Annotated in this window: 26 protein-coding genes; 8 read left to right on the top strand and 18 right to left on the bottom strand. The window is 72.4% G+C overall.

Translation table 11 applies throughout. The annotated features are described in order from the left end of the window. Window positions 1-54: 54 nt before the first annotated feature. From ACIGFK_RS24625 to ACIGFK_RS24610, 4 genes are all read right to left on the bottom strand, one after another. Complete coding sequence (locus ACIGFK_RS24625; protein ID WP_376657100.1) at window positions 55-1,758, bottom strand: DUF885 domain-containing protein; 1,704 nt, start codon at window positions 1,756-1,758, stop codon at window positions 55-57. A gap of 220 nt (window positions 1,759-1,978) precedes the next feature. Further along, on the bottom strand, window positions 1,979-3,436 hold the full coding sequence (locus tag ACIGFK_RS24620; RefSeq protein ID WP_400053600.1) for a GNAT family N-acetyltransferase: 1,458 nt from the start codon (window positions 3,434-3,436) through the stop codon (window positions 1,979-1,981). A gap of 176 nt (window positions 3,437-3,612) precedes the next feature. Continuing rightward, entirely contained in the window at window positions 3,613-5,181 is a 1,569-nt protein-coding gene (locus tag ACIGFK_RS24615; protein WP_400053598.1) for an alkaline phosphatase D family protein, read from the bottom strand. A gap of 203 nt (window positions 5,182-5,384) precedes the next feature. Further along, window positions 5,385-6,236 (bottom strand): alpha/beta fold hydrolase, encoded by an 852-nt coding sequence (locus ACIGFK_RS24610; protein WP_400053596.1) that lies wholly within the window; start codon window positions 6,234-6,236, stop codon window positions 5,385-5,387. Window positions 6,237-6,523: 287 nt separating this feature from the next. Between ACIGFK_RS24610 and ACIGFK_RS24605 the strand changes: the two genes are divergently transcribed. After that, the gene (locus ACIGFK_RS24605) at window positions 6,524-7,294 is read left to right on the top strand and encodes a GntR family transcriptional regulator (protein ID WP_376657104.1); all 771 of its coding nucleotides are present in this window, start codon (window positions 6,524-6,526) and stop codon (window positions 7,292-7,294) included. 321 nt (window positions 7,295-7,615) lie between these two features. Here ACIGFK_RS24605 and ACIGFK_RS24600 read toward each other — a convergent pair whose 3' ends face one another. The 3 genes from ACIGFK_RS24600 to ACIGFK_RS24590 form a co-directional block, all read right to left on the bottom strand. Further along, window positions 7,616-8,773: an ROK family transcriptional regulator gene (locus ACIGFK_RS24600; protein WP_376657105.1), complete on the bottom strand. Its 1,158-nt coding sequence runs from the start codon at window positions 8,771-8,773 to the stop codon at window positions 7,616-7,618. Between the two features lie 101 nt (window positions 8,774-8,874). Beyond that, window positions 8,875-9,525, bottom strand: a complete 651-nt coding sequence (locus ACIGFK_RS24595; RefSeq protein ID WP_376657106.1) for a response regulator — start codon at window positions 9,523-9,525, stop codon at window positions 8,875-8,877. 4 nt (window positions 9,526-9,529) lie between these two features. Continuing rightward, window positions 9,530-10,708 carry a sensor histidine kinase gene (locus ACIGFK_RS24590; RefSeq protein WP_400053593.1) on the bottom strand — a complete coding sequence of 393 codons (1,179 nt, stop codon included), beginning with the start codon at window positions 10,706-10,708 and terminating at the stop codon, window positions 9,530-9,532. A gap of 108 nt (window positions 10,709-10,816) precedes the next feature. On the opposite strand from ACIGFK_RS24590, the gene ACIGFK_RS24585 reads away from it, so the two are divergent. From ACIGFK_RS24585 to ACIGFK_RS24575, 3 genes are read left to right on the top strand one after another with little or no spacing between them, the layout of a single operon-like run. Beyond that, window positions 10,817-11,728: an ATP-binding cassette domain-containing protein gene (locus ACIGFK_RS24585; RefSeq protein WP_376657108.1), complete on the top strand. Its 912-nt coding sequence runs from the start codon at window positions 10,817-10,819 to the stop codon at window positions 11,726-11,728. A gap of 30 nt (window positions 11,729-11,758) precedes the next feature. Continuing rightward, the gene (locus ACIGFK_RS24580; RefSeq protein WP_400053590.1) at window positions 11,759-12,508 is read left to right on the top strand and encodes an ABC transporter permease; all 750 of its coding nucleotides are present in this window, start codon (window positions 11,759-11,761) and stop codon (window positions 12,506-12,508) included. Window positions 12,509-12,548: 40 nt separating this feature from the next. Beyond that, complete coding sequence (locus tag ACIGFK_RS24575; RefSeq protein WP_376657110.1) at window positions 12,549-12,986, top strand: hypothetical protein; 438 nt, start codon at window positions 12,549-12,551, stop codon at window positions 12,984-12,986. A 15-nt stretch (window positions 12,987-13,001) separates the two neighbouring features. Here the strand turns inward: ACIGFK_RS24575 and mug are convergent, their stop codons facing one another. The 5 genes from mug to ACIGFK_RS24550 all read right to left on the bottom strand — a co-directional run bounded on the left by mug (window position 13,002) and on the right by ACIGFK_RS24550 (window position 18,262). Then, on the bottom strand, window positions 13,002-13,550 hold the full coding sequence (gene mug, locus ACIGFK_RS24570; protein ID WP_400053645.1) for a G/U mismatch-specific DNA glycosylase: 549 nt from the start codon (window positions 13,548-13,550) through the stop codon (window positions 13,002-13,004). After that, on the bottom strand, window positions 13,547-14,980 hold the full coding sequence (gene purB, locus ACIGFK_RS24565; protein ID WP_376657111.1) for an adenylosuccinate lyase: 1,434 nt from the start codon (window positions 14,978-14,980) through the stop codon (window positions 13,547-13,549). Before purB ends, mug begins: the two co-directional genes overlap by 4 nt. Window positions 14,981-15,051: 71 nt before the next feature. Then, window positions 15,052-15,843 (bottom strand): SGNH/GDSL hydrolase family protein, encoded by a 792-nt coding sequence (locus ACIGFK_RS24560; protein ID WP_386466941.1) that lies wholly within the window; start codon window positions 15,841-15,843, stop codon window positions 15,052-15,054. Between the two features lie 53 nt (window positions 15,844-15,896). Then, window positions 15,897-16,925 carry a hemolysin family protein gene (locus ACIGFK_RS24555; protein WP_376657113.1) on the bottom strand — a complete coding sequence of 343 codons (1,029 nt, stop codon included), beginning with the start codon at window positions 16,923-16,925 and terminating at the stop codon, window positions 15,897-15,899. After that, a complete protein-coding gene (locus ACIGFK_RS24550; RefSeq protein ID WP_376657114.1) occupies window positions 16,922-18,262 on the bottom strand; it encodes a hemolysin family protein in 1,341 nt (446 codons plus the stop codon). Before ACIGFK_RS24550 ends, ACIGFK_RS24555 begins: the two co-directional genes overlap by 4 nt. Window positions 18,263-18,522: 260 nt before the next feature. Between ACIGFK_RS24550 and ACIGFK_RS24545 the strand changes: the two genes are divergently transcribed. Further along, the gene (locus ACIGFK_RS24545; RefSeq protein WP_376657115.1) at window positions 18,523-18,945 is read left to right on the top strand and encodes a GNAT family N-acetyltransferase; all 423 of its coding nucleotides are present in this window, start codon (window positions 18,523-18,525) and stop codon (window positions 18,943-18,945) included. Window positions 18,946-19,044: 99 nt separating this feature from the next. Here ACIGFK_RS24545 and bioD read toward each other — a convergent pair whose 3' ends face one another. Genes bioD through bioB form a run of 3 tightly spaced genes read right to left on the bottom strand, consistent with a single transcriptional unit; the run spans window position 19,045 to window position 22,322 of the window. Further along, the gene (bioD, locus tag ACIGFK_RS24540) at window positions 19,045-19,764 is read right to left on the bottom strand and encodes a dethiobiotin synthase (RefSeq protein ID WP_376657116.1); all 720 of its coding nucleotides are present in this window, start codon (window positions 19,762-19,764) and stop codon (window positions 19,045-19,047) included. Window position 19,765: 1 nt separating this feature from the next. Then, a complete protein-coding gene (locus tag ACIGFK_RS24535) occupies window positions 19,766-21,088 on the bottom strand; it encodes an adenosylmethionine--8-amino-7-oxononanoate transaminase (protein WP_400053586.1) in 1,323 nt (440 codons plus the stop codon). Next, window positions 21,081-22,322: a biotin synthase BioB gene (bioB, locus tag ACIGFK_RS24530; RefSeq protein ID WP_376657118.1), complete on the bottom strand. Its 1,242-nt coding sequence runs from the start codon at window positions 22,320-22,322 to the stop codon at window positions 21,081-21,083. The genes ACIGFK_RS24535 and bioB overlap by 8 nt, the downstream gene beginning before the upstream one ends. 157 nt (window positions 22,323-22,479) lie before the next feature. Here bioB and ACIGFK_RS24525 point away from each other — a divergent pair, with 157 nt between their 5' ends. Continuing rightward, window positions 22,480-23,661 (top strand): 8-amino-7-oxononanoate synthase, encoded by a 1,182-nt coding sequence (locus tag ACIGFK_RS24525; protein WP_386466945.1) that lies wholly within the window; start codon window positions 22,480-22,482, stop codon window positions 23,659-23,661. A gap of 5 nt (window positions 23,662-23,666) precedes the next feature. Here the strand turns inward: ACIGFK_RS24525 and ACIGFK_RS24520 are convergent, their stop codons facing one another. Then, window positions 23,667-23,888 carry a DUF397 domain-containing protein gene (locus ACIGFK_RS24520; protein WP_376657120.1) on the bottom strand — a complete coding sequence of 74 codons (222 nt, stop codon included), beginning with the start codon at window positions 23,886-23,888 and terminating at the stop codon, window positions 23,667-23,669. Between the two features lie 12 nt (window positions 23,889-23,900). Next, the gene (locus ACIGFK_RS24515) at window positions 23,901-24,785 is read right to left on the bottom strand and encodes a helix-turn-helix domain-containing protein (RefSeq protein WP_376657121.1); all 885 of its coding nucleotides are present in this window, start codon (window positions 24,783-24,785) and stop codon (window positions 23,901-23,903) included. Window positions 24,786-24,982: 197 nt separating this feature from the next. Here ACIGFK_RS24515 and ACIGFK_RS24510 point away from each other — a divergent pair, with 197 nt between their 5' ends. After that, the gene (locus tag ACIGFK_RS24510; RefSeq protein WP_376657122.1) at window positions 24,983-25,438 is read left to right on the top strand and encodes an ATP-binding protein; all 456 of its coding nucleotides are present in this window, start codon (window positions 24,983-24,985) and stop codon (window positions 25,436-25,438) included. A gap of 8 nt (window positions 25,439-25,446) precedes the next feature. Here the strand turns inward: ACIGFK_RS24510 and ACIGFK_RS24505 are convergent, their stop codons facing one another. Next, window positions 25,447-25,842: a VOC family protein gene (locus ACIGFK_RS24505; RefSeq protein ID WP_376657123.1), complete on the bottom strand. Its 396-nt coding sequence runs from the start codon at window positions 25,840-25,842 to the stop codon at window positions 25,447-25,449. 314 nt (window positions 25,843-26,156) lie between these two features. On the opposite strand from ACIGFK_RS24505, the gene ACIGFK_RS24500 reads away from it, so the two are divergent. Then, window positions 26,157-26,459 (top strand): urease subunit gamma, encoded by a 303-nt coding sequence (locus tag ACIGFK_RS24500; RefSeq protein WP_376657124.1) that lies wholly within the window; start codon window positions 26,157-26,159, stop codon window positions 26,457-26,459. Window positions 26,460-26,464: the final 5 nt, after the last annotated feature.

Genomic DNA, 26,464 nt, shown 5'->3' with positions numbered 1-26,464 from the left:
ACGGGCCGCTCACCCCAGGGGGAGACGAGCGGCCCGTCCGCGTTCCCGGTGTCCTCAGAGCTTGGACAGCTCGTCCACCAGGTCGTCCAGCCCCAGTGAACCCTGCGACAGCGCCGCCATGTGCCAGGCCTTCAGGTCGAAGGACTCGCCGCGCGCCGCCCGCGCGTTGTCGCGGCCCAGCAGCCAGGCGCGCTCGCCCAGCTTGTACCCGATGGCCTGTCCCGGCATGGACAGGTAGCGGGTCACCTCGCTCTCGATGAAGTCGCCCGGCCGGCCGCTGTGCAGGCCGAAGAACTCCTGCGCCAGGTCCACCGTCCACCGCTCGCCCGGGTGGAACGGCGAGTCCGCCGGGATCTCCAGGCCCAGGTGCATGCCGATGTCCACGATGACCCGCGCCGCGCGCATCATCTGGCAGTCCAGGTAACCCAGGCGCTGCTCGGCGTCCTTGAGGTAGCCCAGCTCGTCCATCAGGCGCTCCGCGTACAGCGCCCAGCCCTCGGCGTTGGCGCTGACGAGACCGACGCTGGCCTGGTAGCGGGACAGCTGGTCCGCGACGTGCGTCCACTGCGCGAGCTGCAGGTGGTGGCCGGGGACGCCCTCGTGGTACCAGGTGGACACCAGGTCGTAGACCGGGAAGCGGGTCTGGCCCATCGTGGGCAGCCAGGTGCGGCCCGGACGGGAGAAGTCCTCGGAGGGGTTCGTGTAGTACGGAGCCGCTGCGCCGCCCGGAGGGGCGATCTTCGACTCCACCTTCTTGACCCGCTCCGCGAGTTCGAAGTGGGTGCCGTCGAGGTTCTCGATGGCCTCGTCCATCAGGCCCTGGAGCCAGGCCTGGACCTCGTCGACGCCCTCGATGTGGGTGCCGTGCTCGTCCAGGTGCCGCAGCGCCTCCCAGGGGCCCGCGCCCGGAAGGATCTTGGCCGCCTCGGCCTTCATCTCGGCGAGCAGGCGGTGGTACTCGGACCAGCCGTAGGCGTACGCCTCGTCCAGGTCCAGGTCGGTGCCGTTGAAGTAGCGCGACCAGCGGGCGTACCGCTCGCGTCCCACGGTGTCCGGCTTGCCCTCGACGGCCGGGGCGTACACGTCGCGCATCCAGTCGCGCAGCTCGAGGAGGGTGGCCGTGGCGGCGGTGGCCGCCCCGGTCAGTTCGGCGCGCAGCGCTTCGGGGCCGGCCGAGGCGAAGTCCTCGAAGAAGGCGGGCTCGTCGCCGTCCTGCCCGGCCCAGGTGGTGAGCTGGCCGATCATGGTGGCGGTGGCGCGGGGGCCTCCGTACAGGCCGCGCTCCAGGCCGAGCGCCAGGCTCTCGCGGTAGCCGCCGAGGGAGGAGGGCACGGCGCGCAGCCGCTCGGCGATGGCCGCCCAGTCCTCGTCGGTGTCGGCCGGGGTCAGGGTGAAGACCTCGCGGACGGCGTGGGCGGGGCTGTGGATGTTGCTGACCGCGCAGAGGTCCTCGTCGGCCGCGTGGACCGCGAGTTCGGCGGTCAGGCGCTCGCGCAGCAGCCGGCCGCAACGGCGCTCGGCGTCGCTGTCCGCGCCCGGCAGCTGCTCGGCGGCGTCGAGCCGGGCGAGGGTGGTGCGGGCCAGTTCGGCGACGGCCGCGCGGCCGGCCGGGGAGAAGTCCGGGAGTTTGCCGGAGCTCGCGGCGACACCGAGGTAGGTGCCCGTGATCGGGTCGAGGGCGATGAGGTCGTCGACGTACGCGTCGGCCACCTGGCGGGGCAGCTTCGGAGTGCTGCCGTTGTTGAAGATCTCTGACATGCGGCCATCTTCGTACGTGAGACGGGCCTGCGTCATCACCGTATGACGCCAGTCTGCTGACCTGGGCGGCTTTCGGAAATGCCGCCGACCCGCACCCTGCCGTCGGCGGTTGCCGGGCTGGGGGCCGCGTCGGGTGAGGTCCGGGGTGCGGCCGGGGTGCGGGTCGGGGCGAAAGGGGCGTTCCGTGGTGGCCGGTTGTGGCTGGTAGTGGTCTGTCGTGTCAGTGGTGGTTGCGGGGCGGCTGCGGTTCGCGCCGGGGGAGCCCGTGCGCGGCCGGCTGCGTGCCCTTGTGGGCGACGTCGTACGGCAGGCGCGAGCTGACGGGGGACGCGTCCAGCCGGACCGTGATCACGAGGGTGCCCTCCTCGATCTGGTAGTCGAGGGGGAGGCCGAGCCCGCGCATGGCGGCGACCATGCCGGTGTTGGAGGCCTGGGTGACGGCGTACACGCTTTCGCACCCGGCCTCGACCGCCATCGCGACGAGCCGGCGCAGCAGCTCGGAGCCGATGCCGCGGCGCTGCCATTCGTCCTCGATGAGGAGTGCGACCTCGGTCTCGTCGCCGTCCCACAGGAGGTGGCCGAGGGCCACGAGCCTGCCGGAGGCGGTGGTGGCGGCCAGGGTGCGGCCGAACCTGGGGCTGAGCAGGTGGCCGAGGTAGCGGTCGGCGTCGGAGACGGGGCCGTGGTAGCGCAGCGACAGCGTGCGCTCGGAGCACCGGTCGTGCATCGCGCGGGCGGCGGTCAGGTCGGAGCCGTCGGCGCGGCGCACGGTGACCTCGTTGCCCTCGGGCAGGGTCAGCACGTCCAGGCTGCGCGGGACGCGGGGGCCGAGGCGGGCGTCGAGCTCGACGAGGGCTCGGGCGCGGGCGAATTCGGTCGGGGTGAAGGGGAGGTAAGGGCGCTCCACGGTGATCGCGCCGCCCGAGGGGTCGCGCAGCCGCATCACCGTGGCCTCCAGGACCCCTTCCACCGGGGCGTCGGCGCCCGCGTTGGGGCGGCCGGAGAGGGTGGTCGCGGGGATCGAGTGGATGGTGCAGCGGCCGAGCAGCTGGCGCAGCGCGAGGGGCAGCTCGGCGGCGTCGAGGGCGGTGCGGGTGGCCAGGCTCAGGACCCGGGTCGGGGTGTCGACCAGGTCGTGGGCGTCGGCGCGCTCGATCCAGGTGCTGTGGCCCCCGGCCAGCGCGACGGCGCGGGTGAGGTCGCCGGACGGCAGCTGGTGCGGGGCGCGCAGCAGGAACTCGTCTACCGTGCCGCCCTCGGGGAGGGGGTGCGTCTGCAGGGTGAGGATGTCGACGCCGTTGCGGGCGAGAGCGGTGCAGAGGGCGGCCAGGGAGCCGGGCTCGTCCCGTACGGTCGTGCGCATCCGCCACAGCGTGGGGGTCGGCGAACCGGCGGTGCCGGCTGCGCCGGTGCCGGTGCCCGGGGCGGCCGCCGGCCCGGTGTCCGGCGGCGGCGCATGGCTGTGACGCCTGGCCCACCAGGTGTGGAAGGCCGCGGTGACGAGCAGCGCGACGGCGGATGCGACGAGCAGGACCGGGCCCCTGGGGCCGTGAGCGACGAGATTGGCGATGGCGTCGGCGACCGCGACGGCGCAGAAGAGGGCGGCGAGTTCGACGACGTCACGGCGCCAGTGGTGGCGGTGGGGACGCTGGGCAGGGGCAAGATCACGGTCAGTCATGCACACCACTGTGGCGCAGGGGTGTTGCGTGATCACGAACGGTCTGTGACCGGCTGGTTAAGTATCCATCTGGTCGATTTCACCCCGTTTTCCTGGGCATTCCCGGAATCCGGGCGGCGCCCTGCACGCCGCCGGATCGCCTCTGGTCTGCCCGTGGCCTCGTCCTCTTCCTCGTCCTACTGGCCGACGCGCCCCGGCTGGAGCGTCTTGGTGAACAGCACGCCGCCTCCCTGGCGCCGCAGGCGGACGGTGAGCTCCCCGCTGCCGCCGTCGATGTCGACCTCGCCGTAGTAGGGCGGGTTCTCCGAGGGGGACATGTTGGCGAACGGCGCCGACTGGACGAAGGCAGTCTCCGGGCCGAAAGTGGCGTCGAGCCGCCCGGCCGGGAAGCCGCCCGCGCCGATGGGGCCCGAGACGAACTCCCAGAACGGAGCGAAGTCGGCGAAGGCCGCCCGCTCCGGCGCGTAGTGGTTGGCGGCGGTGTAGTGCACGTCGGCGGTGAGCCAGAGGGTGCCCGTGATGCGCTGGTGCTTGATGTGGCGCAGCAGTTCGGCGATCTGGAGCTCGCGGCCCAGCGGGGCACCGGGGTCGCCCTGGGCCACGGCCTCGAAGTTCGCCGCACCGTCGGGGACGACGATGCCGAGCGGCATGTCGGAGGCGATGACCTTCCAGGTGGCCCGGGAGCGGGTCAGCTCGCGCCGCAGCCAGGCCAGCTGCTCGGCGCCGAGGATCCCGATGGGGTCCTCGGTCGCGGTGCCGGGGGAGTTGGCGTTCCGGTACGTGCGCATGTCGAGGACGAAGACGTCGAGGAGCGGGCCGTACCGCATGACGCGGTACATCCGGCCCTCGGCGCGGCCGCCGCGCAGGTCGGTGACGGGGAAGTACTCGCCGAACGCCTGGCGGGCGCGGGCGGCGAGGGTGTCGGCGTCCCGCACCGTGTAGCGGGGATCGTCGATCACCTGGCCCGGGTACCAGTTGTTGCGCACCTCGTGGTCGTCCCACTGGGCGAGGACGGGGACCTGGGCGTTGAAGGCGCGCAGGTTGTCGTCGAGCAGGTTGTAGCGGAAGTTCCCGCGGAACTCGGCCAGGGTCTCGGCGACCTTCGACTTCTCCTCGGTGGTGATGTTGCGCCACGTGGTGCCGTCGCGGAGGGGGACGGCGGGCTTGATCGGGCCGTCGGCGTAGATCGTGTCCCCGCTGAAGAGGAAGAAGTCGGGGTTGCGCAGGCGCATCTCCTCGAAGACCCGGTAGCCGCCGAGGTCGGGGTTGATGCCCCAGCCCTGGCCCGCCAGGTCCCCGGACCACACGAAGCGCACGTCGTGCCGGCGGGAGACGGGCGTGGTGCGGAAGCTGCCGTGGACCGGCTCGGAGGTGCGGCGCGGGTCGTCGGGGTCGGCGAGGACCACCCGGTAATGGATCTGCTGGCCGGGCGGGAGGTCGCGCAGGACGGTCGTCCCGGTGAAGTCGCCGGAGGGGCCGAGGAGCGGACCGCGGTGGCGGCGTACGGCGTACCGGAACCCCTCGCTCGGGGAGGTCTCCACGGACATCCACGCCGGGCGGTCGGAGCGGGTCCACACGGTGGCCGAGTGGGCGGTGATCTCGCCGGACTGCACGCCCCAGAGCGCGTTCGGCCGGCCGGAGCGGGCGAAGGCGGGGGCCGCGAGCGCCGGAACGGCGAACAGCGCGGAGGACAGGGCGAGGGAACCGCCGATCAGGGACCGTCGGGTGTGCGGCATCGGTGCCATCGGTGCGTCTCCAGGGGCGGGCGGGGGTGGGTCGGACCAGCGTGCCGTCGCACCCCGGCCCGGCCGCGTCGCCCACGCGAACCCGGGATGAACAGCCGCCAGCCGCTCAGCCGTTCAGCTTCCCGGCCGCCCTGCCTTTGCGGCAGCCCTGCCCGTGCGGCCCGGTCCGGCGGCCGCTCCGCCTCGCTGCAGCCCCGCCGGGGTCAGGCGGCCACGGGGATACGGCTGCGGGCGGTGTCCAGGATCACCCGGGAGACCAGCGCCGGATCGTCGTTCATCGGGACGTGGCCGCATCCGGGGAGCCGGACCAGCCGCGCGCCGGGGATGGTGTGCTTGGCGCGTACGCCCTGGCGGCGCAGCAGCAGCCGGTCGCGGGCGCCCCAGGCGATGGTGACCGGCAGGCCGGGAACGTCGTGGGTGAACCGTACGGATCCCCCCGCGGCCAGGGTCGCCTCGAAGCCGGTGGCCCCGCGCAGGGCCAGGGTCTCGGCGACCACGGCCTCGGGCGAACGGCGGGCCGGGCGGGCGTAGATGGTGCCGGTGAGAGCGGCCCGGCCCGCGGCGCCGCGCGAGAGCCGCTCCAGTACGGGACGGGGCAGTGCCTTGGCGCCGGCGCGCATCGCGAGGAGGGTGGCGAAGGCGTAGCGGCGCTCGCCCTCGGTCCAGAAGCCGGCGGGGGAGAGGGCGGTGACCGAGCGGGCGAGGCCGGTCCGGCCCATTTCGAGCGCGAGCAGGCCCCCGAGGGAGTTGCCCGCGACGTGCGGGCGCTCGACGCCGAGGGCCGCGCAGAGCGCCCCGAGCGCCGGCGCCACGGTGGCCAGGTCGTACGGAACGCCTTCCGGCAGCGGCTCCGAGGTGCCGAAGCCGGGCAGGTCGACGGAGATCACGTCGTGTTCCGCGGCCAGGATGTCGGTCACCGGGTGCCAGGCCTGGAGGTGGTGGCCGATGCCGTGGAGCAGCAGGAGCGGTTCGCCCGCGCCCTTGCGCTCGTAGGCGACGGTGGCGGTGCGGGGGCCGAGCGGCGAATCGATCGTGAAGGAGACCGTGGCGGTCATGCTGCTCCTCGTCGGTTGGACGCGTGCGAGACAGGCTGTCAGCAGCCCTGCCGCCATCATTACCGTCCGGTAGCCCTTGACTACAAGCCTTCGGCGCCCACGAGAACATCCTGTGAACGGCTTGATGCGTATGCCCGATCTGCCCGGTACAGGGGTGACCATTGGTCTTGACCAAGGGGGTGCACCGTCCTATCGTCGCAGGGATAGTGCAGGAACCTTTAATAAACAAAGGCGCGGAACTGCCGCCGGAACACACGGCGAGTGCGGCGATGGCAGGAGGAGTCAGGGTGGGGACCACGCAGCTCGAAACGGTGCCGGAGCCGAAGTACTGGCACCTCAAGACCGTCCTCAGCGAAGCACTCGATCAGGACTTCGCCGTCGGAGAGGTCCTGCCGAACGAGCGTGAACTCGCTGCCCGGTTCGGCGTCGCCCGCGCGACCCTGCGCCAGGCGCTGGAGCAGTTGGAGCTCGAAGGCCGCCTGCAACGCCGCCGCGGGGTCGGAACCACCGTCGCCCCGCCGCGCGTCGGTGTCGCCGTCGGCACCGCCGGGCACAGCTGGCCCGGCGAGCAGGCCGACGGCTGGGAGCCGGTGGACGCCGCCGAGGCGCTGCCGCCGGCCGCGGTGCTGAAGCTGCTGGGCACCGGCGGGGCCTTCTCTGCCGACGAGCCGGTCCACACCGTGCGCCGGACCCGCGTCACCCAGGGCCAGGCCGTCGCCGCCGAACTGCTCTACGTCCCGGCCGCCTCCGTGCCCGGACTCCCCGCGATCGACGCCGCGGCCGGCCCTGCCCGCGCCCGCACCGTCCTGCGCGAGCTGCAGCGACTGGTCCTCGACGGCCAGGACCGCTCGGTGGAGCTCGGCTCCGCGCGCGCCGACGACGCCAAGGAACTGGACCGGCTGCCCGGCGCGCCCGTACTCGTCGTCACCACGCGCTACTTCACCAGCGCGGGTACCGCTGCGGTCTCGGTGGCCACCTACCGCGCCGACACCTGCCGCCTCACCTTCGGGGACTCGGGCGACGTCGAGATCACCCACGAGCCGCGCGTCGCCTCCTGACACGGGCCCGGGGTTGTCCCCGGCCGCAGCCGGCCGCCCCGCCGGGCGGGCACGGCCTCCAGGACGAGACGCAGGACCCGGCGAGCACCGCGCAGTGCGGCTCGCCGGGCCGGGGTAGCCCACGGGGACACGGGGGCTCAGTGCCCGCGGCGCCACCCGCCTTCAGTGCCCGCGGCTGCCCTGCGCGTCCGGTGCGCACGGCCGCCATTCGCATCCGCTGGCCACGGACACTGCGCGCGTCCCGCGTGCACGGGCAGTGCGTACTGGGCGAGCCGTACCGCGCGGTGATTCCGCTCCGGGGCCCGGGGCCGCACGGCACGGTCAGCGGCGGCGGGCCGTGACCGTCCTCTCCACCGCGAACAGCTCTTCCTCGACGTGGTCCAGCGCGAGCCGAAGGGCGCCGGTGGCCACCGCAGCCTCACCGAGCAGGGACAGCGCGACCTTCGGCGGGCGCAGGCAGTAGCGCTCCAGCTCCCGGCGCAGGGGATCCAGCACCCCGTCCAGCCCGGCCGCCCAGCCGCCGACCACCACCAGCTCCGGATCCATCGCCAGGACCAGCGCCGCGACGTCGTGCACGAGCCGCTGCAGGAACCGTTCCACGGCGGCCACCGCCCGCTCGTCGCCCCGCTTGGCCATCGCGAAGACCTCGGCGACCGCCGGCTCGTCCAGCGGGTGCAACGGCTCACCCGTCGTCGACAGCAGCTTCTCCGGCGTGACCTCACGGCCCAGCAGATGCAGTGCGCCGATCTCCCCGGCCGCTCCGCCGAAACCCCGGTGGAGCCGGCCGCCGATCAGCGAGCCGGCACCGGGGCTGAGGCCCGCCATGACGAACACGATGTCGTCGGTGTCGCGCGCGGCTCCCTTCCAGTGCTCGGCCACCGCCGCGGCGTTGGCGTCGTTCTCCACCTTCACCGGGCAGCGGAACGAGCGCTGGAGCCGTTCCCCCAGCGGCAGCCCCGTCCAGCCGGGCAGGGCCGTGCCGAGGCGGACCGTGCCGTCCGCCTCCACGATCCCGGGGCTTCCGACGCCGACCGCGCGCAGGGAGTCCCGGGGCACCCCGGCCCGGCGCAGCAGATCGGCCACGGCCGAGCGGACCTTCTCCAGCCGCTCGTCGGCGGACGCCGACTCCGCGACCTCCTTCGTGCCCGCGCCGATGACCCGTCCGTCCAGGCCGGAGAGCAGCACGGCGACCCGGTGCGAGCCGATCTCGATGCCCAGCAGGTGCCCGGCCTCGGCCCTGAACCGGAACCGTCTCGCCGGCCGTCCCTGGCGCCGCGCACCTTCCTCGACGTCGGCCTCGACGACCAGGCCGGTCCCCATCAGGCCCTCGACGACCCCTTCGACGGTCGGCCGGGAGAGTCCGGTGACCCGGGTGAGGTCGGTGAGCGTCGGTGCCTGGGCCGCGCGCAGTGCACGCAGCACCACGGCGGAATTGATCCGCCTCAGCAGAGAGGGGTCCCCGCCGGTCAGCTGCCCCAACGTGTGTCCTCCCAGCTAGCGAGCCCGTCAGCCGGATCGTACTGCCCACCTGCTGTTCCGGCGAGAACCAGCCCCCCATCGGCCGGAACTGGGCCCTCCAGTCAGGCCGGCGCGACGAACCCCGACTCGTACGCCATGATCACTGCCTGGGTCCGGTCCCGCGCCCCCAGCTTCGCCAGGACCGCACTGACATGGGACTTCACCGTCTCCGTGCCGACGATCAGCCGGCCCGCGATCTCCACGTTGGTCAGTCCCCGGGCCATGAGCCTCAGGACCTCCTCCTCACGCTCGGTCAGGGCCGCCCGCTCCACCACGGCCCGGGCCTGGCGGTTTCCGTACTCCGCGGCCAGAGCCCGCACCGCAGCGGGGAAGAGGAGCGTCTCCCCCTCCGCCACCAGCCGGACCGCGTGCACGATCTCGGAAGGCCGGGCCCGCTTCAGCAGGAACCCGTCCGCTCCGGCCCGCAGCGCCTGGTAGACGTACTCGTCGTTCTCGAAGGTGGTGACCACGAGGATCTTCGGCGGGGAGTCCACCGTCTTCAGGATCGCCCGGGTCGCCTCGATCCCGTCGAGCAGCGGCATCCGTACATCCATCGCCACGACGTCGGGCCGAAGCTGCCGCACGAGCGGGACCACGGAGGCCCCGTCGGGCGCCTCGCCGACCACCTCGATGTCGGGCTGGGCTTCCAGGACGGCGCGCAGACCTGCGCGCACGAGGGGCTCGTCGTCGACGAGAAGTACGGTAACCGGCATCCGGTCAGCGTATTCGCTCCAGCGGAAGCCGGGCGCGCACTCTCCAGTTGCCCCCGTGCGGGCCGGTCTCGGCCTCCCCGCCGAGCAGCGCGGCCCGTTCACGGATGCCGCGCAGACCCGAGCCGCGGCCCGTCACCGGCGCGGCCTCGGCCGGGAGCGGATTGGTCACCTCCAAGTCCAGTCTTCCCACCGCCACTTCGATCCGTACGCGGACCGGGACCGGCCCGCTGTGCCGCAGCACGTTGGTCAGTGCCTCCTGCAGGATCCGGTACCCCTCACGCGTCACCGGGCCGGGCAACTTCTCCAGCGGGCCCGACAGTTCGGCGTCGACCGGGGCGCCCGATGCACGCGCCGACTCCAGCAGCCGGTCGGCATCCGCCAGCGTGGGCCGCTGGGAGGGAGGCCGGCCCGACTCCCGGAGCACCATCAGTACTCGGTCCAGGTCCTCCATCGCGGCCCTGCCGGTCTCCTCGATCGCGCACAACGCCCGCTCGGTGAACTCCGGATCACCCGCCGCCCGGGCGGCTCCCGCCTGGACGACCGCCACGGTCAGCGCGTGCCCGATCGAGTCGTGCAACTCCCGCGCGATACGGGTGCGTTCCAGCAGCTGCTCGGTCCGCGCCTCCAGCGCGGTGAGCCGCTCGGCCGCCGAAGGCCCCAGGAGCCGTGCGGCTATCGCCGTGACGGCCTCGCCGAGCAGGACCACTATGACGAACAGCAGGACCAGGGGCACCGGCAGGAGGGGCACGGCCGCCCAGCGCGGCGGTATGAACGGCAGGATCACGTCGTCCGACCCGAGAGAGCGCCCCATGGCGAGGGTGACGAGTTCCACGGTCATCACCGGGAGCCATACCGTCGCCACCATGGCCGCGCCCGCCAGCACGAGACGCGTCTCCAGCCAGGCCACCGTCCGCCAGCGGTCCCCCCAACGGGTGGACGGCGAGGTGCTGATGGAACCGTCGTGCCGGCCCCGCTCGTGCGGGGTCAGCAGGAACTGGGCCTGCAGTCCCTCGGCCAGCCGAACCCACGGGACCAGCCCGAACGGAGCGACGATCAGTGCGGGCATCCACGGCCATTCCGGCTCTATGAACATCCAGATGGAGACGATCAGGATCGGTACGAGCAGATGAAGCCAGCGGGTGTAGGTGACCCCGCGAAGGGGGGCACGGAGCAGTCGGAGCATGTCCTCATCCTGACAGTCGGTTCACGGCTTCCGTCTCCCCCACGTGGGGGAGACGATCCCCCCGCGTGGGGGAGGGCAGGGGGTGGGGCCGACGGCGAACCTTGAGACATGAACACGATCGAGATCAGGGAACTGACCAGGGAATACGGCACCACCCGTGCCGTTGACCGCCTCACCTTCGACGTGCTGCCGGGGCGGGTCACCGGCTTCCTCGGCCCCAACGGCGCCGGAAAGTCGACCACGATGAGGCTGCTGCTGGGCCTGGACCGGGCGACCTCCGGCACCGCCACCATCGGCGGACGCCAGTTCACCGCTTTCGCCGACCCGCTGCGACGGGTCGGGGCGCTCCTCGACCCGCAGTCCATCCACGGCGGACGCACCGCCCGCGACCACTTGCGCATCCTCGCCGCCTCGAACGGGATACCGGCCCGCCGGGTGGAGGAGGTGCTGGAGCAGGCCGGCATGGCCTCGGCGGCCAAGCGCCGGGTGAAGACCTTCTCGCTGGGCATGCGCCAGCGGCTGGGCATCGCCGCCGCCCTGCTCGGAGATCCCGGGGTGCTGCTCCTCGACGAGCCGACCAACGGGCTCGACCCCGAGGGGATCATCTGGATCCGCGAGCTGATGCGCGGACTGGCCGCCGAGGGCCGGACCGTCCTGGTGTCCAGCCACCTCATGTCGGAGACCTCGACCCTGGCCGACCACCTGGTCGTGCTCGGCGCGGGCCGGCTGCTGGCCGACACATCGATGGAGGAGTTCATCGACGCACGCAGCACCCCCCGGGTGCGGCTGCGCACCACGGACCCGATCCGGCTGCGGGCCGCCCTCGCCCGGGACGGCTACGCGCTGCTCGAGGCCGATGGCGGGCGCTGGTCCGTCGACGGCATCCAGGCGGAACAGCTCGGCATCATGGCCGCCCGCGAAGGGATCCCCATGCTGGAACTCTCCGACGAGCGCGCCTCCCTGGAGCAGGCCTACCTCGACCTCACGGCGGACCACGCCCAGTTCGCCGCCACCCCCTGACCGTCCCCCCTTCCTGACTGGAGGCTCGCCATGAGCACCGCTCTGCCCACCCGACCCGTCCTGCACTCCGAATGGATCAAGATCAGATCGCTGCGCGGCACGTTCTGGGCGCTGATAGCCGTCCTCGCCGCCACCGCGGGCATTCAGGTGCTGACGGCGGCGGCGATCGGTCAGGCCGAGCCCGGCAGTATGGGGCAGGACCCGCTCTTCGCGGCCTACTACGGACTCCTCTTCGGTCAGATCGCCGCCATGACCTTCGGCGCGAGCGCCCTGTCAGCCGAGTTCCAGAACAGCGCCCTGCGGACCTCGCTGACCGCCGTGCCCAACCGCACCCGGTTCTACCTGTCGAAGATGGTGATGGTGGGCGTACTTGCCCTGCTGGTGGGTCAGATCACCGCGCTGGTCACCTTCGTCGCCGGTCAGGCATTCATGGGCCCGTACGCCCTCGAGCTCGGCGACCCGGGTACCTACCGTTCCATCGTCGGCTGTGGGCTGTACCTCGCGCTCATGTCCCTGTTCGCGGCCGGGCTGGCCGCCGTGCTGAAGAGCGGCACGGCAGTGCTGAGCCTGCTCATACCCTTCGTCCTGCTGGTCTCGTTCATCGTCGGCGAGGCTTCGGGCGGCGTGGCCCAGTTCCTGCCGGACCGTGCCGGTCAGATGGTGATGCACTTGTCGGCACAGGACGGTCTCGGACCTTGGGCCGGCCTCGGTGTGATGGCGCTGTGGGCGGGAGCCGCGGTATTCGGCGGCTGGCTGGCGGTGCGGCGCCGGGACGCATGACGGCGGGCCAGTTGTCAGTGGGGGTCGGGATACTGACGGCATGACCACGGCAGAGCATCTCGACACGATCGACCGGCTCCGGGTGACGGATTTTCCGCCCGAGCCGGTCCGGTCCGGCGGGCAGAGCAGCGGCCCGGGCCACCACCTCGTCCAGCTCAGCCGGACGGGGGACTTCTGGGAGGACGACGGCTCGGGCCGGGCCGAGGCGGCCGACCAGATGGCGGCCGAGTACGGGGCGCTCACCCAGGCCCTGGCCGACCGGTGGGGGGATCAGCAGGTTTTCAGCGTCACATCGCTGCTGGACCGGGGGTTCGAGGGGGAGGAGATACCGGAGCCGTGGGGCGAGGTGAGCAACACCACCGACCACGTGCACCTATGGCGAACAGGCGAGCGGTGGCTGGTGGCCTATGTCGCGCAGGGGAACGCCGAAGACCCCTACCTGCTGATGGCAGGGGTCACCGTGATCGACCCGCCGTGAGGCTCGACCCGGAGCCTAGGGTCCGTCGGGGGACTCGGCGGCCGCGCGGAGGCGGGCGTATTCCTGGGCCATGGTCTCCGCGGTCCAATGGGCATTGAGACCGCTGGGGTTGGGGAGGGCCCAGATACGGGTGGAGCCGATGGTCCGCTCCTGGGGGCCGATCTGCGCCTTCCGCTCGCCGAAAGCCGTGCGGTAGGCGGTGACCCCGACGACCGCGAGCCACTGGGGGCGCAGGAGCTCCACCTTGGCCGTCAGGATGCGGGCTCCTTCGCGGAACTCCTCGGTGCTCAGTTCGTCGGCGCGGGCCGTGGCGCGGGCCACGACGTTGGTGATGCCGAGCCGGTAGGTCAGCAGCTCTTCCTGCTCGGAGGGGTCGAGCCGGCGCGGGGTGAAGCCCGAGAGGTGGAGGACGGGCCAGAAGCGGTTGCCGGGGCGGGCGAAGTGGTGGCCCGTGGCGGCGGAGAGGAGGCCGGGGTTGATCCCGCAGAAGAGCACACGCAGACCGCCCGCGACCACGTCCGGGAGGACGCGGTCACGGGCGGCGTTCAGCTCGTCGGGAGTCAGAGGATCGACCCCGGCGCGTACCCGGCGGCCTCCGGGTGCTGCTTGGCGATCGCCTCGATACGGGAGACCACTGCCGCGACCTGATCGCCCGCGGCGCCGGTGAAGGACAGCTTGTCGGCCATCAGGGCGTCGAGCTGGGCCCGGTCCAGCGGCATCCGGTCGTCGGCGGCCAGCTTGTCGAGGAGCTCGTTGCGCTCCGCGCCCTGCTCGCGCATGGCGAGGGCCGAGGCCACCGCGTGCTCCTTGATGACCTCGTGGGCGGCCTCGCGGCCCACCCCGGCCCGCACCGCGCCCATCAGGACCTTGGTGGTCGCGAGGAACGGCAGGTAGCGGTCCAGCTCACGGGCGACGACCGCGGGGAAGGCACCGAACTCGTCGAGGACCGTCAGGAAGGTCTCCAGGAGGCCGTCGAAGGCGAAGAACGCGTCCGGCAGTGCGACACGGCGGACCACGGAGCAGGAGACGTCGCCCTCGTTCCACTGGTCGCCGGCCAGCTCGCCCGTCATCGAGGCGTAGCCGCGCAGGATGACCATCAGGCCGTTCACGCGCTCGCAGGAGCGGGTGTTCATCTTGTGCGGCATCGCGGAGGAGCCGACCTGGCCGGGCTTGAAGCCCTCGGTCACCAGCTCGTGGCCGGCCATCAGGCGGATCGTCTTGGCGATCGACGACGGGGCGGCGGCCAGCTGCACCAGGGCGGTGACCACGTCGTAGTCGAGCGAGCGCGGGTAGACCTGGCCCACCGAGGTGAAGGCCTGGGCGAAGCCGAGGTGGGAGGCGATCCGCTGCTCCAGGTCGGCCAGCTTGGCGGCGTCGCCACCGAGCAGGTCGAGCATGTCCTGGGCGGTGCCGACGGGGCCCTTGATACCGCGCAGCGGGTAGCGCTCGAGGAGGTTCTCCAGGCGGTCGTAGGCGACCAGCAGCTCGTCGGCCGCGGTGGCGAAGCGCTTGCCCAGGGTGGTGGCCTGCGCGGCCACGTTGTGGGAGCGGCCGGCCATGACCAGCTCGGCGTGCTCGCCGGCCAGCTTGCCGAGGCGGGCGAGGACGGCGACGGTGCGGTCGCGGGCCAGTTCCAGGGAGAGCCGGATCTGGAGCTGCTCGACGTTCTCGGTGAGGTCGCGGGAGGTCATGCCCTTGTGGACGTGCTCGTGGCCGGCGAGGGCGTTGAACTCCTCGATGCGGGCCTTCACGTCGTGCCGGGTGACCTTCTCGCGCTCGGAGATGGAGGCGAGGTCGACGGTCTCGAGGACGCGCTCGTAGTCGGCGAGGGCCTCGTCGGGGACCTCGATGCCGAGGTCCTTCTGGGCGCGCAGCACGGCGAGCCACAGCCGCCGCTCCAGCGTCACCTTGTACTCGGGGGACCACAGGACGGCGAGCTCCGCGGAGGCGTAGCGGCCGGCCAGGACATTGGGGATGCGGGGCTTGGCTGTCACGTGTAGGGATTCTACTTGGGCCCGGGCTGTGCGTTTACGCAGGTAGGGCCCCCGCTCCCGATTGTGCCTTGCTACGAGACGGGTGAGTCCCCGCACGGCGCGTACGGCAGCAGCTCCGGTCGCTTCGCCGGGCGGCCGTCCCCGGAGGAGCGGCCGGTCAGCCGGCGGCCGATCCAGGGGATCAGGTGCTGCCGGGCGAAGCTCAGGTCCTGGGCCCGGCGGACCCCCCAGCCCGGGGGCTCGGCCGCGGGGAGTTCGGCACGCCAGTCCTGCTCCGCGGGCAGGCCCAGCGTCTGCCAGACGGCCTCGGCCACCCGGCGGTGGCCTTCGGCGGTCAGGTGCAGCCGGTCCACGTCCCACATGCGCTGGTCCCCGAGCGCGGGAGCCCCGTACAGGTCGACCACCAGGGCGCCGTGCCGGGCCGCGAGCTCCTCGATGAAGAGGAACAGCTCCTCCATGCGCGGGCGGAAGCGTTCCATCACCGGCCCGTTGCGCCCCGGGGAGCGCATGAGGACCAGCTGCCCGCAGGAGGGGGCGAGGAGCTCCACGGCGGCCTCCAGTTGGCCCCGGACCCGACCCATGTCCACCTTGGGGCGCAGGGTGTCGTTCAGCCCGCCCACCAGCGTCACCACGTCGGCCCGCATCGCGGCCGCCGCCGGGACCTGCTCCTCGGCGATCTGCCCGATGAGCTTGCCGCGGACCGCGAGGTTCGCGTAGCGGAAGCCCGGCTCGCGCGCCGCCAGCCGGGCGGCCAGCAGGTCGGCCCAGCCCCGGTAGGAGCCGTCGGGGAGCAGGTCGGACATGCCCTCGGTGAAGGAGTCGCCGACCGCGACGAAACTGGTGTACCGCACATTCATCTCCATGGCGGAGAGATGTTACCGCGCGGTACCCCGGCCCCGCAGGGCCGGGGACCGCATCACTGGGCGGATGCCGGACGGCCGAACAGCTCGCGCAGCACGTCCTCCATCGTCACCAGCCCCGTCATCGCCCCGTCCGCCCCGAGCACCGCCGCCAGGTGCGTACGGCTGCGCCGCATCGCGGTCAGCACGTCGTCCAGCGGGGTCTCGGCCCGGATCTGCGCGATCGGCCGCAGGGCCGCAACCGGGAAGGGCTCGTCACGCGCGTCCGGATCCGCATCCAAGGCGTCCTTGACGTGCAGGTATCCCAGGATCCGGTGCTGCGCGTCGATCACCGGGAAGCGGGAGTACCCCGACTCCGCCGACAGTCGCTCCAGCCCGGCCGGAGTGATGCCCTCCCGGGCCGGGACCACCCGGTCCGCGGCCAGCACCACGTCGGTGACCGGCCGGCGGCCCAGCTCCAGGGCATCGTGCAGCCGCTCGCTCGCCCGGTCGTCGATGAGCCCCGCGTCGCTGGAGTCCTTGACGATCCGAGCCAGCTCGTCGTCCGAGAAGGTCGCCGCGACCTCGTCCTTCACCTCCACCCGCAGCAGCCGCAGCAGGGTGTTGGCGAAGGCGTTGATCGCGAAGATCACCGGCCGCAGCGCCCGGGTGAGGGTCACCAGCGGCGGGCCCAGCAGCAGCGCGGTGCGCACCGGCTCGGACAGCGCCACGTTCTTCGGCACCATCTCGCCGAAGAGCATGTGCAGGTACGTCGCCAGGGCCAGCGCCACCACGAAGGAGATCGCGTGCGTCACGCCGCTCGGCACCCCGACGGCGTCGAGCAGCGGGCTCAGCAGGTGGGCGATGGCCGGCTCGGCCACCACACCCAGCACCAGGGTGCAGAGCGTGATCCCGAGCTGGGCCGCCGCCATCATCGCCGACACGTGCTCCAGGCCCCACAGGACCGCTCGGGCCCGCCGGTCGCCCTTTTCCGCATACGGTTCGATCTGGCTGCGCCGGACCGAGATGAGCGCGAACTCCGCGCCGACGAAGAAGGCGTTGACGACCAGTGTCGCCAGGCCGATCAGAAGCTGGATCGCGGTCACCGGGCCCCCTCCGTACCCTTGTCGTCCTCGGGTTCGGCCGGCATGTGCAGCAGCACGCGCGCGGCCCGCCGCCCACCGGCGTCGACCACGTCCAGCCGCCAGCCGCCCAGCTCCAGGGTGTCGCCGGCCACCGGGATCCGGCCCAGCTCGGTCGCTATCAGGCCGGCCAGGGTTTCGTACGGCCCCTCGGGGACGTGCAGTCCGATCCGCTGGAGCTGGTCGGTGCGGGCCGCACCGTCGGCGGAGTACAGCGTGCGCCCGTCGGGGTCCGTACCGGCCGGGGCCAGGTCCAGGGTCTCGTGCAGGTCGTGCTCGTCGTGGACCTCGCCGACGACCTCCTCGACGATGTCCTCGAGGGTGGCCACGCCGGCCGTGCCGCCGTACTCGTCGATGACCACGGCCATCGTCTGCCTGCCGGACAGCCGGTCCAGCAGCCGGTCCACGGTCAGCGACTCCGGTACCAGCAGGGGTTCGCGCAGCAGCTGCGACACGGGGTGGCGGTGGCGCTCCTCAGCGGGCAGCGCCAGCACGTCCTTGATGTGGACGGTGCCGACGACGGTGTCGAGGCTGCCCCGGTAGACGGGGAAGCGGGACAGGCCGGTGGCCAGCGTCGCGTTCGCCACGTCCTCCGCGGTGGTCTGCACGTCGAGGGCGGTGACCTGGACGCGGGGGGTCATCACGTTCTCCGCGGTCAGGTCGGCCAGGTTCAGGGTCCGCACGAACAGCTCTGCGGTGTCCTTCTCCAGCGAGCCCGCCTTCGCGGAGTGCCGCGCCAGCGCGACCAGCTCCTGCGGGGTGCGGGCGGAGGCCAGTTCCTCGGCCGGCTCCATGCCGAAGCGGCGGACCATGTGGTTCGCGGTGGTGTTCAGATGGCTGATCAGGGGCCTGAACGTCCGGCTGAACACCCGCTGCATGGTCGCCACGCGCTTGGCTATGGCGAGCGGGGACGAGATCGCCCAGTTCTTGGGCACCAGCTCGCCGACGACCATCAGGACGACGGTCGACAGCACGGTGCCGAGGATCAGCGCGGTGGAGGACGCGGCGGCGGCCGAGAGCCCCATGGCTTCGAACGGGCCCTGGAGCAGGGCGGCGATCGAGGGCTTGGAGATCATGCCGATGACCAGGCCGGTCACGGTGATGCCGAGCTGGGCGCCGGAGAGCTGGAAGGTCAGGGTGCGGACGGCGGCCAGGGCGCTGTCGGCACCCCGCTCGCCGCGCTCGACGGCTCGTTCGAGTTCGCTGCGCTCGACGGTGGTCAGCGAGAACTCGGCCGCGACGAAGACTCCGCAGGCAAGGCAGAGCAGCAGTGCCACGATGAGCAGGAGCACCTCGGTCATCGGTCGATCACCTCCGTTCCATGATCGGCCAGGAGGAGGAGTGCCGCGCGATGTCGCGATCGGAAGGGTCGTGGACTGGGAGGCTCGCCCATGGGCGGACGCTCACACCTTTCATCTGAGTCGTTCGATTGCGGAATGTCTGTCCCACATCGTAAAGGAAAGGCAAAGGGGACGGATCATCCTTTTGGCGGAGCCGCTCCGCGTTCCGGGCGGCGGAAGTCGGTGGCGGGCCAGCGGCCGCGCGTGCTTGGGTCCTGCCCATGACCGAGATTCGCATACGGGCCGCTGTGCCGGCCGACGCCGAGAACGTGCTCGCCTTCTGGAAGGAATCGGCGGAGGGCACGTCGATCACGGACGATCTGGACGGCGTGACCCGCCTCGTCGCGCGTGATCCCGAAGCGCTGATCCTCGCGGAGTCCGACGGCCTCCTCGTCGGCTCGGTGATCGCGGGCTGGGACGGCTGGCGCGCCTCGCTGTACCGGCTGGCCGTGCTGCCCTCCCACCGCAGGCGGGGGATCGCCGGGGCGCTGCTCGAAGCGGCCGAACGGCGTTTCGTCGCCGTCGGGGGCCGGCGCGGGGACGCGATGGTCCTCGAGGCGAACGAGCGGGCGCACGTGATGTGGGCCGCGGCCGGGTACCACCGCCAGGACAGCTGGCGCCGCTGGGTGAAGCAGTTCGCGTAGGAGGGAAACCCGAAGCCCCCGGAGGCACAGGAGCCCCGGAAGCACGGGTGGCCCCGAAACACGGGAACCCGGGGTCCCCGGTTTCCGGGGGCCACTCCTTTACGCGGGCCAGGCGGCCAGGAACGACTCGGCCGACCACGTGCCCGAGAGGGCGGGGGAGAGCCAGCCGGGGGCCTCGGCGCGGAAGCGCTCCGGCTCCAGGCCGCCCGAGCCCTCGGGCACCGCGCCCAGGAGCGGGAGCGACGAGCTCGAGGGGAGGTCCGCCAGGTTGCAGCGGGCGGCCAGGTCCGGGGCGGCGGGCCAGCTGCCGACCACCACGCCCAGCCCGGTCAGCCCCCGCGCGCGGAGGGCTTCCGCCGTCAGGGTGGTGGAGTTGAGGGTGCCGAGCCCCGCCGGGGCCACCACCAGGACCGGGGCGTCGAGCAGGCGGGCCGCGTCGGCCAGGGTGTGCCCCGCCTCGTCGAAGCGGACCAGCAGCCCGCCCGCCCCCTCCACCAGGACCAGGTCATGGGTGAGGGACAGCTCCCGGGCGGCCTCCGCGATCCGGGCCGGGGACAGCGTGGCCAGTCCCGCGCGGCGCGCGGCCGTGTCCGGGGCCAGCGGCTCCGGGTAGCGGGCGAGTTCCATCGCCGTCACGGCGGGGCCGGCCAGCCGGACCGCCTCGGCGGCGTCCCCCGGCTCCTGCGGGCCGACACCCGTCTGCGCCGGCTTCAGCACCGCCACCGAGCGGCCGGCCGCCAGCCCGGCGGCCGCGATCGCCGACGTGACCACGGTTTTACCGATCTCGGTTCCGGTGCCGGACACGACCAGTACGGACATCTCAGCCTTCCTCGGCCGCCGCGCGCACCGCACGGCAGATGCGGGCCACGTCCGCGTCGCCCGTGACGAACGGCGGCATCGTGTAGATCAGGTCCCGGAACGGGCGCAGCCACACGCCCTCGCCCACCGCCGCCCGGGTGGCGGCCGCCATGTCGATCTCGTGGTCGAGCTGGACCACCCCGATCGCCCCCAGGACGCGTACGTCCCGTACGCCGGGCACCGAGGCGACGTCCGCCAGGCCTTCGCGCAGCCCCGCCTCGATCCGCTTGACCTCGCCCGTCCAGTCCTGGCCGAGCAGCAGGTCGATGGAGGCCAGCGCCACGGCCGTGGCCAGGGGGTTGCCCATGAAGGTCGGCCCGTGGGCCAGGACGGGGACCTCGCCCTGCGAGATGCCGTGCGCCACCCGCTCCGTGCACAGGGTCGCGGCGAGGGTGAGGTAGCCGCCGGTCAGCGACTTGCCCAGGCACATCACGTCCGGGGTGATCCCGGCGTGGTCGGCGGCGAACAGCGCGCCCGTGCGGCCGAAGCCCGTCGCGATCTCGTCCAGGATGAGGAGCACGCCGTACTCGTCGCACAGCTCGCGCAGCACCCGCAGGTAGCCCGGGTTGTGGAAGCGCATGCCGCCCGCACCCTGCACCACGGCTTCCACGATCACCGCCGCCAGCTCGTCGGCGTGCGCGGCGATCAGGGAGCGCAGGTGGTCGGCGTACGCCGGGTCCACCGGGGTGTCGAAGCCGCCGGGCGGCGGGTCCGCGAAGACCTGCCGCGGCAGGTGGCCCTGCCACAGCTCGTGCATGCCGCCGTCGGGGTCGCAGACGGCCATCGGCTGCCAGGTGTCCCCGTGATAGCCGCCGCGCCAGGTCAGCAGCCGGGTCTTGCCCGTGCGGCCCAGCGAACGCCAGTACTGCAGGCACATCTTGACCGCGACCTCGACGGACACCGAGCCCGAGTCGGAGAGGAAGACGTGCTCCAGTCCGGCCGGGGTGATCTCGACGAGCTTCGCGGCGAGCCGGACGGCGGGCTCATGGGTGAGCCCGCCGAACATCACGTGCGACATCAGGCCGAGCTGCGCGGTGGCGGCCTCGTTCAGCACCGGGTGGTTGTAGCCGTGGATGGCCGACCACCAGGAGGACATGCCGTCGACCAGCTCGTCGTGCCCCTGCCCCTGGGAGGGCACGCCGAGCCGCAGCCGGACCCCCGATGCGGACGCGATGACCAGCGGCTCCTGCCGCCCGGGCATCGGACCGTACGGGTGCCAGACGTGCTGCCGGTCCAGCGCGAGGAGTTCTGCGCCGGACGACAGCGGCTGGTGCTGATCAGGCATTGGGGGCGACGTCCGTCCCCGCGCCGCGGCGGCGCACGGCCACCAGGTCGGAACGCACCTCGCCGGCCTCGGCCTGCGCCGGTACGGGCGCCTCGTCCGCGTGCCCGGAGCAGCCGCCGCACGCCGAGCCGCAGCCGGCCTCGGCGGAGGCGTCGGAGCCCGCGGAACCGCAGACCGAGGCGCCGCCCCCGTGGGAGCCGCAGCCGCCGGCCCTGGCCGCGGCCACGTCGGCGCGGTGTGCGGGGAGGGTGGTCGTACCGGCGCCCTCCACCTCGAAACCGGCGTCCGCGATCATGTCGAGGTCGGCCTGGCCGGCCTGGCCCTCACTGGTGAGGTAGTCGCCGAGGAAGATCGAGTTGGCGATGTTCAGCGCCAGCGGCTGCATCGAGCGCAGGTGCACCTCGCGGCCGCCGGCGATCCGGACCTCCACGTCGGGGCAGACGAAGCGGACCATCGCCAGGATCCGCAGGCAGCGCTGTGGGGTGAGGTTCCACTCCTTGGCCAGCGGGGTGCCCTCGAAGGGGATCAGGAAGTTGACCGGCACCGAGTCCGAGTCCAGCTCGCGCAGCGAGTAGACGACGTCGACCAGGTCCTCGTCGCTCTCGCCCATGCCCGCGATCAGGCCCGAGCAGGCCGACAGGCCCGCCGCGTGCGCCTTCTGCACGGTGTCCACGCGGTCCGCGTAGGTGTGCGTCTTGGTGATCGCACCGTACGTGGCCTCGGAGGTGTTCAGGTTGTGGTTGTACGCGTCGGCGCCCGCGTCCCGCAGCTTCTCCGCCTGGCCGTCCGAGAGCAGGCCGAGGCACGCGCAGACCTCGACGCCCTCGTTCTGCTCCTTGATCGCCGCGATGGTCTTGCCGACGCGGTCCACGTCCCGGTCCGTCGGGCCGCGGCCGCTCGCGACCAGGCAGACCCGCTTCGCGCCGCCCGCGACGCCCGCGGCGGCGGCCTCGGAGGCCTCCTCGGGCTTCAGCCACGTGTACTTGAGGATCTCGGCCTTCGAGCCCAGCCGCTGGGAGCAGTACGAGCAGTCCTCCGGGCACAGGCCCGACTTCAGGTTGACCAGGTAGTTCAGCTTGACCCGGCGCCCGAACCACTGGCGGCGCACCTTGCCGGCCGCGGCCACCACGTCGAGCAGTTCGTCGTCGGAAGTCGCCAGTACGGCGAGCGCCTCTTCGCGGGTCGGCAGCTCGCGCCGGAGCCCCTTGTCCACCAGGTTGTTCAGCAGGTCCATGACGCCGATCCTGGACTACACGGGCACTCCCGGCCAAGGAGAGATCGCACAACATGGCCGGATGGGAGTGTGTGTATCGCCACACCTGGCGCAGCTGTGACGGAGGCTAGGGTCGAGCCTGGTCTGTGGACTGCCGACAAAACGCGAGGACCTGCCGATGCCGCCGTTGCCCCAGCACACCCCCGACTCCGCCGACGTCTTCGCATGGATCGACGAAGCGGAGCGCGCCCGGGCCGAGGCCGGACTCGTGAGGACGCTGCGCCCGCGGCCGGAGTCCTCGCCGCTGCTGGACCTCGCGAGCAACGACTACCTCGGCCTGACCAGGCATCCCGAGACCGTCCGTGGCGCCCGGGAGGCGGCAGAGCGCTGGGGCGCCGGCGCCACCGGATCTCGGCTGGTCACGGGAACGACGGAACTCCACGAGGAACTGGAACGGGCGCTCGCCGACTTCTGCGGCTTCGAGGCCGCGCTCGTCCTGTCCTCCGGATACGCGGCCAACCTGGCGGCCGTCACCGCGCTCAGCGGCCGCGGCACGCTGGTCGTCTCCGACGCCGGGAACCACGCCTCGATCGTCGACGGCTGCCGCCTCTCGCGCGCCGAGACCGCGGTGATCCCGCACTCCGACCCCGACACCGCACGCAAGACGCTCGCCGCCCACGAGGGCAGGGCGCTCCTGGTCAGCGACTCGGTGTTCTCCGTCGACGGGGACGCCGCCCCGCTCGCCGCCTACGCGGCCGCCGCCCGGGACGAGGGCGCGGCCCTGGTCGTGGACGACGCGCACGGGCTCGGGGTGCTCGGCGAGGGCGGCCGCGGGGCGCTGCACGCCGCCGGGCTCGCGGGCGCACCCGGGGTGGTCGCCACGCTGACCCTCTCCAAGTCCCTGGGCAGCCAGGGCGGAGCCGTGCTCGGCCCGGCCAAGGTCATCAGGCACCTGGTGAACACCGCGCGCACCTTCATCTTCGACACCGGGCTGGCCCCGGCCGCCGCGGGCGCGGCGCTGTCGAGCCTGCGCCTGCTCCAGCGGGAACCGGAGCGCGCGGACCGCGCCCGCGAAGTGGCCGCCCAGCTGTACGGGCGGCTCACCGCGTCCGGCCTGACCGCGGCCCGGCCGGACGCGGCCGTGGTGTCGGTTCGGGCCCCGTCGGCCTCGGCGGCACTGCAGTGGGCCGCCGACTGCCGCGAGGCAGGTCTGTCCGTGGGGTGCTTCCGGCCGCCGTCGGTACCGGACGGCATTTCCCGGCTGCGGCTGACCGCCCGGGCGGATCTCACGGGGGACGAGATCGACCGGGCCGTCGGGACGATCCTGCGGACCGCTCCGGCCGGAGCCACGGACCGGTAGGCGGGCTACGCGGGAACGTCCGCCCTGACGTGTACGAGGAAGCCGTCCCAGGCCGGCCCGGTGAAGAGCACGGCCGGGCCGTCCGTCCGCTTGGAGTCCCGGACGGCCAGCAGGCCGCCCGGGAGGACGGCCGCTTCCACACAGTTGTTCATTCCGGTGCTGCGGCTGCTCCGCCGCCACCGCGCGCTGTTCAGAAGTCCGCTGTTCGATAAGGGGGTTGCGGACACGGGGGTGCCTCCTTACGCGTCGTCAGCGAGGGTGCTGATGAGATCCGACGAGTCCTGGGGCGGGAGGGCGTGCGCCTGGATGGTGCGGAACGCGGCGCTGTACGCCTCTAGGTCTTCCTTCCGCTCCAGATAGAGGCTACTCGTCAAATGGTCGAGTACCACCACATCCAGATCGGCCATGTTCGGAAATGAGAAAATCACGAACGGTCCGGTGAGGCCGAGATGGCCCCCCACGCTGAACGGCAGTACCTGCAGCCGCACTTGGGGCAGCCGTGACACCTCCACCAGATGCCGCAGCTGCCCCGCCATCACCCCGGGCCCCCCGATCTGCCGACGCAGCACCGCCTCGTCCAGTACGGCGCTCAGCTCCAGCGGCGGATCGGCCCTCAGTACCGACTGCCGGGCCAGCCGTACGTCGACCAGCGCGTCCACCTTCGGTTCGGGGAGCCCGCCCAGCGCGGCCCGGGTCACCGCCCGGGCGTACCCGGGGGTCTGCAACAGGCCGGGCACGACGGACAGTTCGACGGTGCGGGCCGACCGGGCCCCGGCCTCCAGGCTGATGAAGTCCCGGTACTCCTGGGGCAGCAACCCCCGGTAGTCGTGCCACCACTGGCGGCCGCGCCCGGTGTCCCCGCCCGGTCCGGGACCGGCGGCCGAGACGGACAGCGCCTCCAGCAGGGCGCGCTGCTCGGGGCTGACGATCTCCCCGTAGGCGTCGAGGAGCAGGCGGATGTCCTCGGGTTTGACGCCGCTGCGACCCGTTTCGATGCGGCTGATTTTCGACTGGTGCCATCCCACGATCCGGGCCGCCTCACCACTGGTGAGTCCGGACCGGTCGCGCAGGGCACGCAGTTCCTCGCCGAGCTTCCGCCGGCGCACCGCGGGACCGTGCTGCACACCCGCCTCCTTCCACCGGCACAGCTCGCACCAGTCTGCCGTCCGAATACGCTCTTCCGTAGCAGAGTTCACCGCATCGAGCGACAGATATATGCATATCTTGGTGGAACGGCAGGTGCGGCGGGGCGAGGGGTGGCACTCTGGCGTCCAGCACAGATCCGGGGCGGCTCGGCCCCGGTGGGAAAGGGACCGTCGCCATGGCAGATCACCAGGAAGCATCCGTCACTCTGCCGAGCGATCCCGCCTCGGTCGCCACCGCCCGCCGCTACGTCGCGGAAGTGCTCGGCGAATGGGGGCTTCCCGATGATGCGGATACCGCCGACAGTATCCGGCTGATCGTCTCGGAGCTCGCGACCAACGCCGTACAGCACACTTTCGGCCAGTCGCCCACGTTCACCGTCGACATCCGGCTGGAACGGGAGGAGTGGCTCCGCATCGGCGTGACCGACAGCCACCCGCGCTGGCCCAAGCGACTCCCGGCCGCCGTCCAGCAGGACAACGGCCGGGGCATGGTCATCATCCGCTGGCTCACGGCGGAGGCGGGCGGCCGGCTGTCCGTCACCCCCACCGAGGACGGCGGCAAGACGGTCTCGATCGCCCTGCCGTGGACCGCCGGTGCCGGCGCGCAGGCGACGGCCCCCACCGGCTGCTGAGTTCCGTCTCAGGCGGACGCGCTGCGCTCCGCCGCGCTGCGCTCGATGCACAGCTCGTTGCCCTCCGGGTCGGCGAGGACGACCCAGCCGAGGACGCCGTCCTCGGCCCGCCGGTCGTCGACCACCCTCGCGCCGAGCTCGACCAGGCGCTCGACGGTCTCGTCCCGGGTGCCCGTGGCGGGCTGGATGTCCAGGTGGACCCGGTTCTTGACGGACTTGGCGTCCGGCACCCGGATGAACAGCAGACCGGGCACGTTCGGCTGCCCTGGCTCCAGCAGGATCTCGTCGTCACCAGGCTCGTCGTCCGGGTGGATCGGGAAGCCGGTCACCGCGGACCAGAACTCGGCGACCTTGTAGGGGTCGTGGGCGTCGAAGGTGATGTGCCGGACGGGATTCACGAACATCTGTCTCCTCGGTGGGCATTCCGGGTGGCGTTCCGTATACGGAACGTCGAGCGGCGGGCCATCGGGCTGAACCGGTTGCCTCCCGGAAACGTGGGTTAACTCTGCGGAAAAGCGAAGCCCCTAGCGTGGGTTCACGTTCGACCGCCAATGATCACCCATGGTCGGGTAAAGGACCGGTGGTCGGGACGGAAAGCCTTCCTCTGCGTTGGGCAAGACACGCTTGGCTCGGATACGCGCAGGTCAACAGAGTGTTGCCGGCAGCTAGGGTCGCCCGGCATCGAAGTTGACCTTGTCCCGGAAACATGGTGATACCTGTGCAGTTGACACCGCACGAGCAGGAGAAACTGCTCATCCACGTCGCCGCCGACGTCGCGGCGAAACGGAGGACGCGTGGAGTCCGCCTCAACCACCCCGAGGCGATCGCTCTGATCACCTCGCACATCCTCGAAGGGGCCCGCGACGGCCGGACCGTGGCCGAGTTGATGGCCTCCGGCCGTACCGTCCTGACCCGCGAGGAGGTCATGGAGGGGATCCCCGAGATGATCCACGACGTCCAGGTCGAAGCGACCTTCCCGGACGGCACCAAGCTCGTCACCGTCCACGACCCGATCGTCTGAAGGGG

Origin of the sequence: Streptomyces sp. NPDC085524 (genome assembly GCF_044541755.1) — a bacterium.
Taxonomy (GTDB): Bacteria; Actinomycetota; Actinomycetes; order Streptomycetales; family Streptomycetaceae; genus Streptomyces.
The sequence above is the reverse complement of the archived record's forward strand: the minus strand, read 5'-3'. Positions and strand labels throughout refer to the sequence as shown.

Bases quoted from the DNA above. Each gene is read 5' to 3' on its own strand.
- ACIGFK_RS24625 (WP_376657100.1), bottom strand. From the start codon at position 1,758: ATGTCAGAGATCTTCAACAACGGCAGCACTCCGAAGCTGCCCCGCCAG.
- ACIGFK_RS24620 (WP_400053600.1), bottom strand. From the start codon at position 3,436: ATGACTGACCGTGATCTTGCCCCTGCCCAGCGTCCCCACCGCCACCAC.
- ACIGFK_RS24615 (WP_400053598.1), bottom strand. From the start codon at position 5,181: ATGGCACCGATGCCGCACACCCGACGGTCCCTGATCGGCGGTTCCCTC.
- ACIGFK_RS24610 (WP_400053596.1), bottom strand. From the start codon at position 6,236: ATGACCGCCACGGTCTCCTTCACGATCGATTCGCCGCTCGGCCCCCGC.
- ACIGFK_RS24595 (WP_376657106.1), bottom strand. From the start codon at position 9,525: ATGCCGGTTACCGTACTTCTCGTCGACGACGAGCCCCTCGTGCGCGCA.
- ACIGFK_RS24590 (WP_400053593.1), bottom strand. From the start codon at position 10,708: ATGCTCCGACTGCTCCGTGCCCCCCTTCGCGGGGTCACCTACACCCGC.
- ACIGFK_RS24585 (WP_376657108.1), top strand. From the start codon at position 10,817: ATGAACACGATCGAGATCAGGGAACTGACCAGGGAATACGGCACCACC.
- ACIGFK_RS24580 (WP_400053590.1), top strand. From the start codon at position 11,759: ATGAGCACCGCTCTGCCCACCCGACCCGTCCTGCACTCCGAATGGATC.
- ACIGFK_RS24575 (WP_376657110.1), top strand. From the start codon at position 12,549: ATGACCACGGCAGAGCATCTCGACACGATCGACCGGCTCCGGGTGACG.
- ACIGFK_RS24560 (WP_386466941.1), bottom strand. From the start codon at position 15,843: ATGGAGATGAATGTGCGGTACACCAGTTTCGTCGCGGTCGGCGACTCC.
- ACIGFK_RS24550 (WP_376657114.1), bottom strand. From the start codon at position 18,262: ATGACCGAGGTGCTCCTGCTCATCGTGGCACTGCTGCTCTGCCTTGCC.
- ACIGFK_RS24545 (WP_376657115.1), top strand. From the start codon at position 18,523: ATGACCGAGATTCGCATACGGGCCGCTGTGCCGGCCGACGCCGAGAAC.
- bioD (WP_376657116.1), bottom strand. From the start codon at position 19,764: ATGTCCGTACTGGTCGTGTCCGGCACCGGAACCGAGATCGGTAAAACC.
- ACIGFK_RS24535 (WP_400053586.1), bottom strand. From the start codon at position 21,088: ATGCCTGATCAGCACCAGCCGCTGTCGTCCGGCGCAGAACTCCTCGCG.
- bioB (WP_376657118.1), bottom strand. From the start codon at position 22,322: ATGGACCTGCTGAACAACCTGGTGGACAAGGGGCTCCGGCGCGAGCTG.
- ACIGFK_RS24525 (WP_386466945.1), top strand. From the start codon at position 22,480: ATGCCGCCGTTGCCCCAGCACACCCCCGACTCCGCCGACGTCTTCGCA.
- ACIGFK_RS24510 (WP_376657122.1), top strand. From the start codon at position 24,983: ATGGCAGATCACCAGGAAGCATCCGTCACTCTGCCGAGCGATCCCGCC.
- ACIGFK_RS24505 (WP_376657123.1), bottom strand. From the start codon at position 25,842: ATGTTCGTGAATCCCGTCCGGCACATCACCTTCGACGCCCACGACCCC.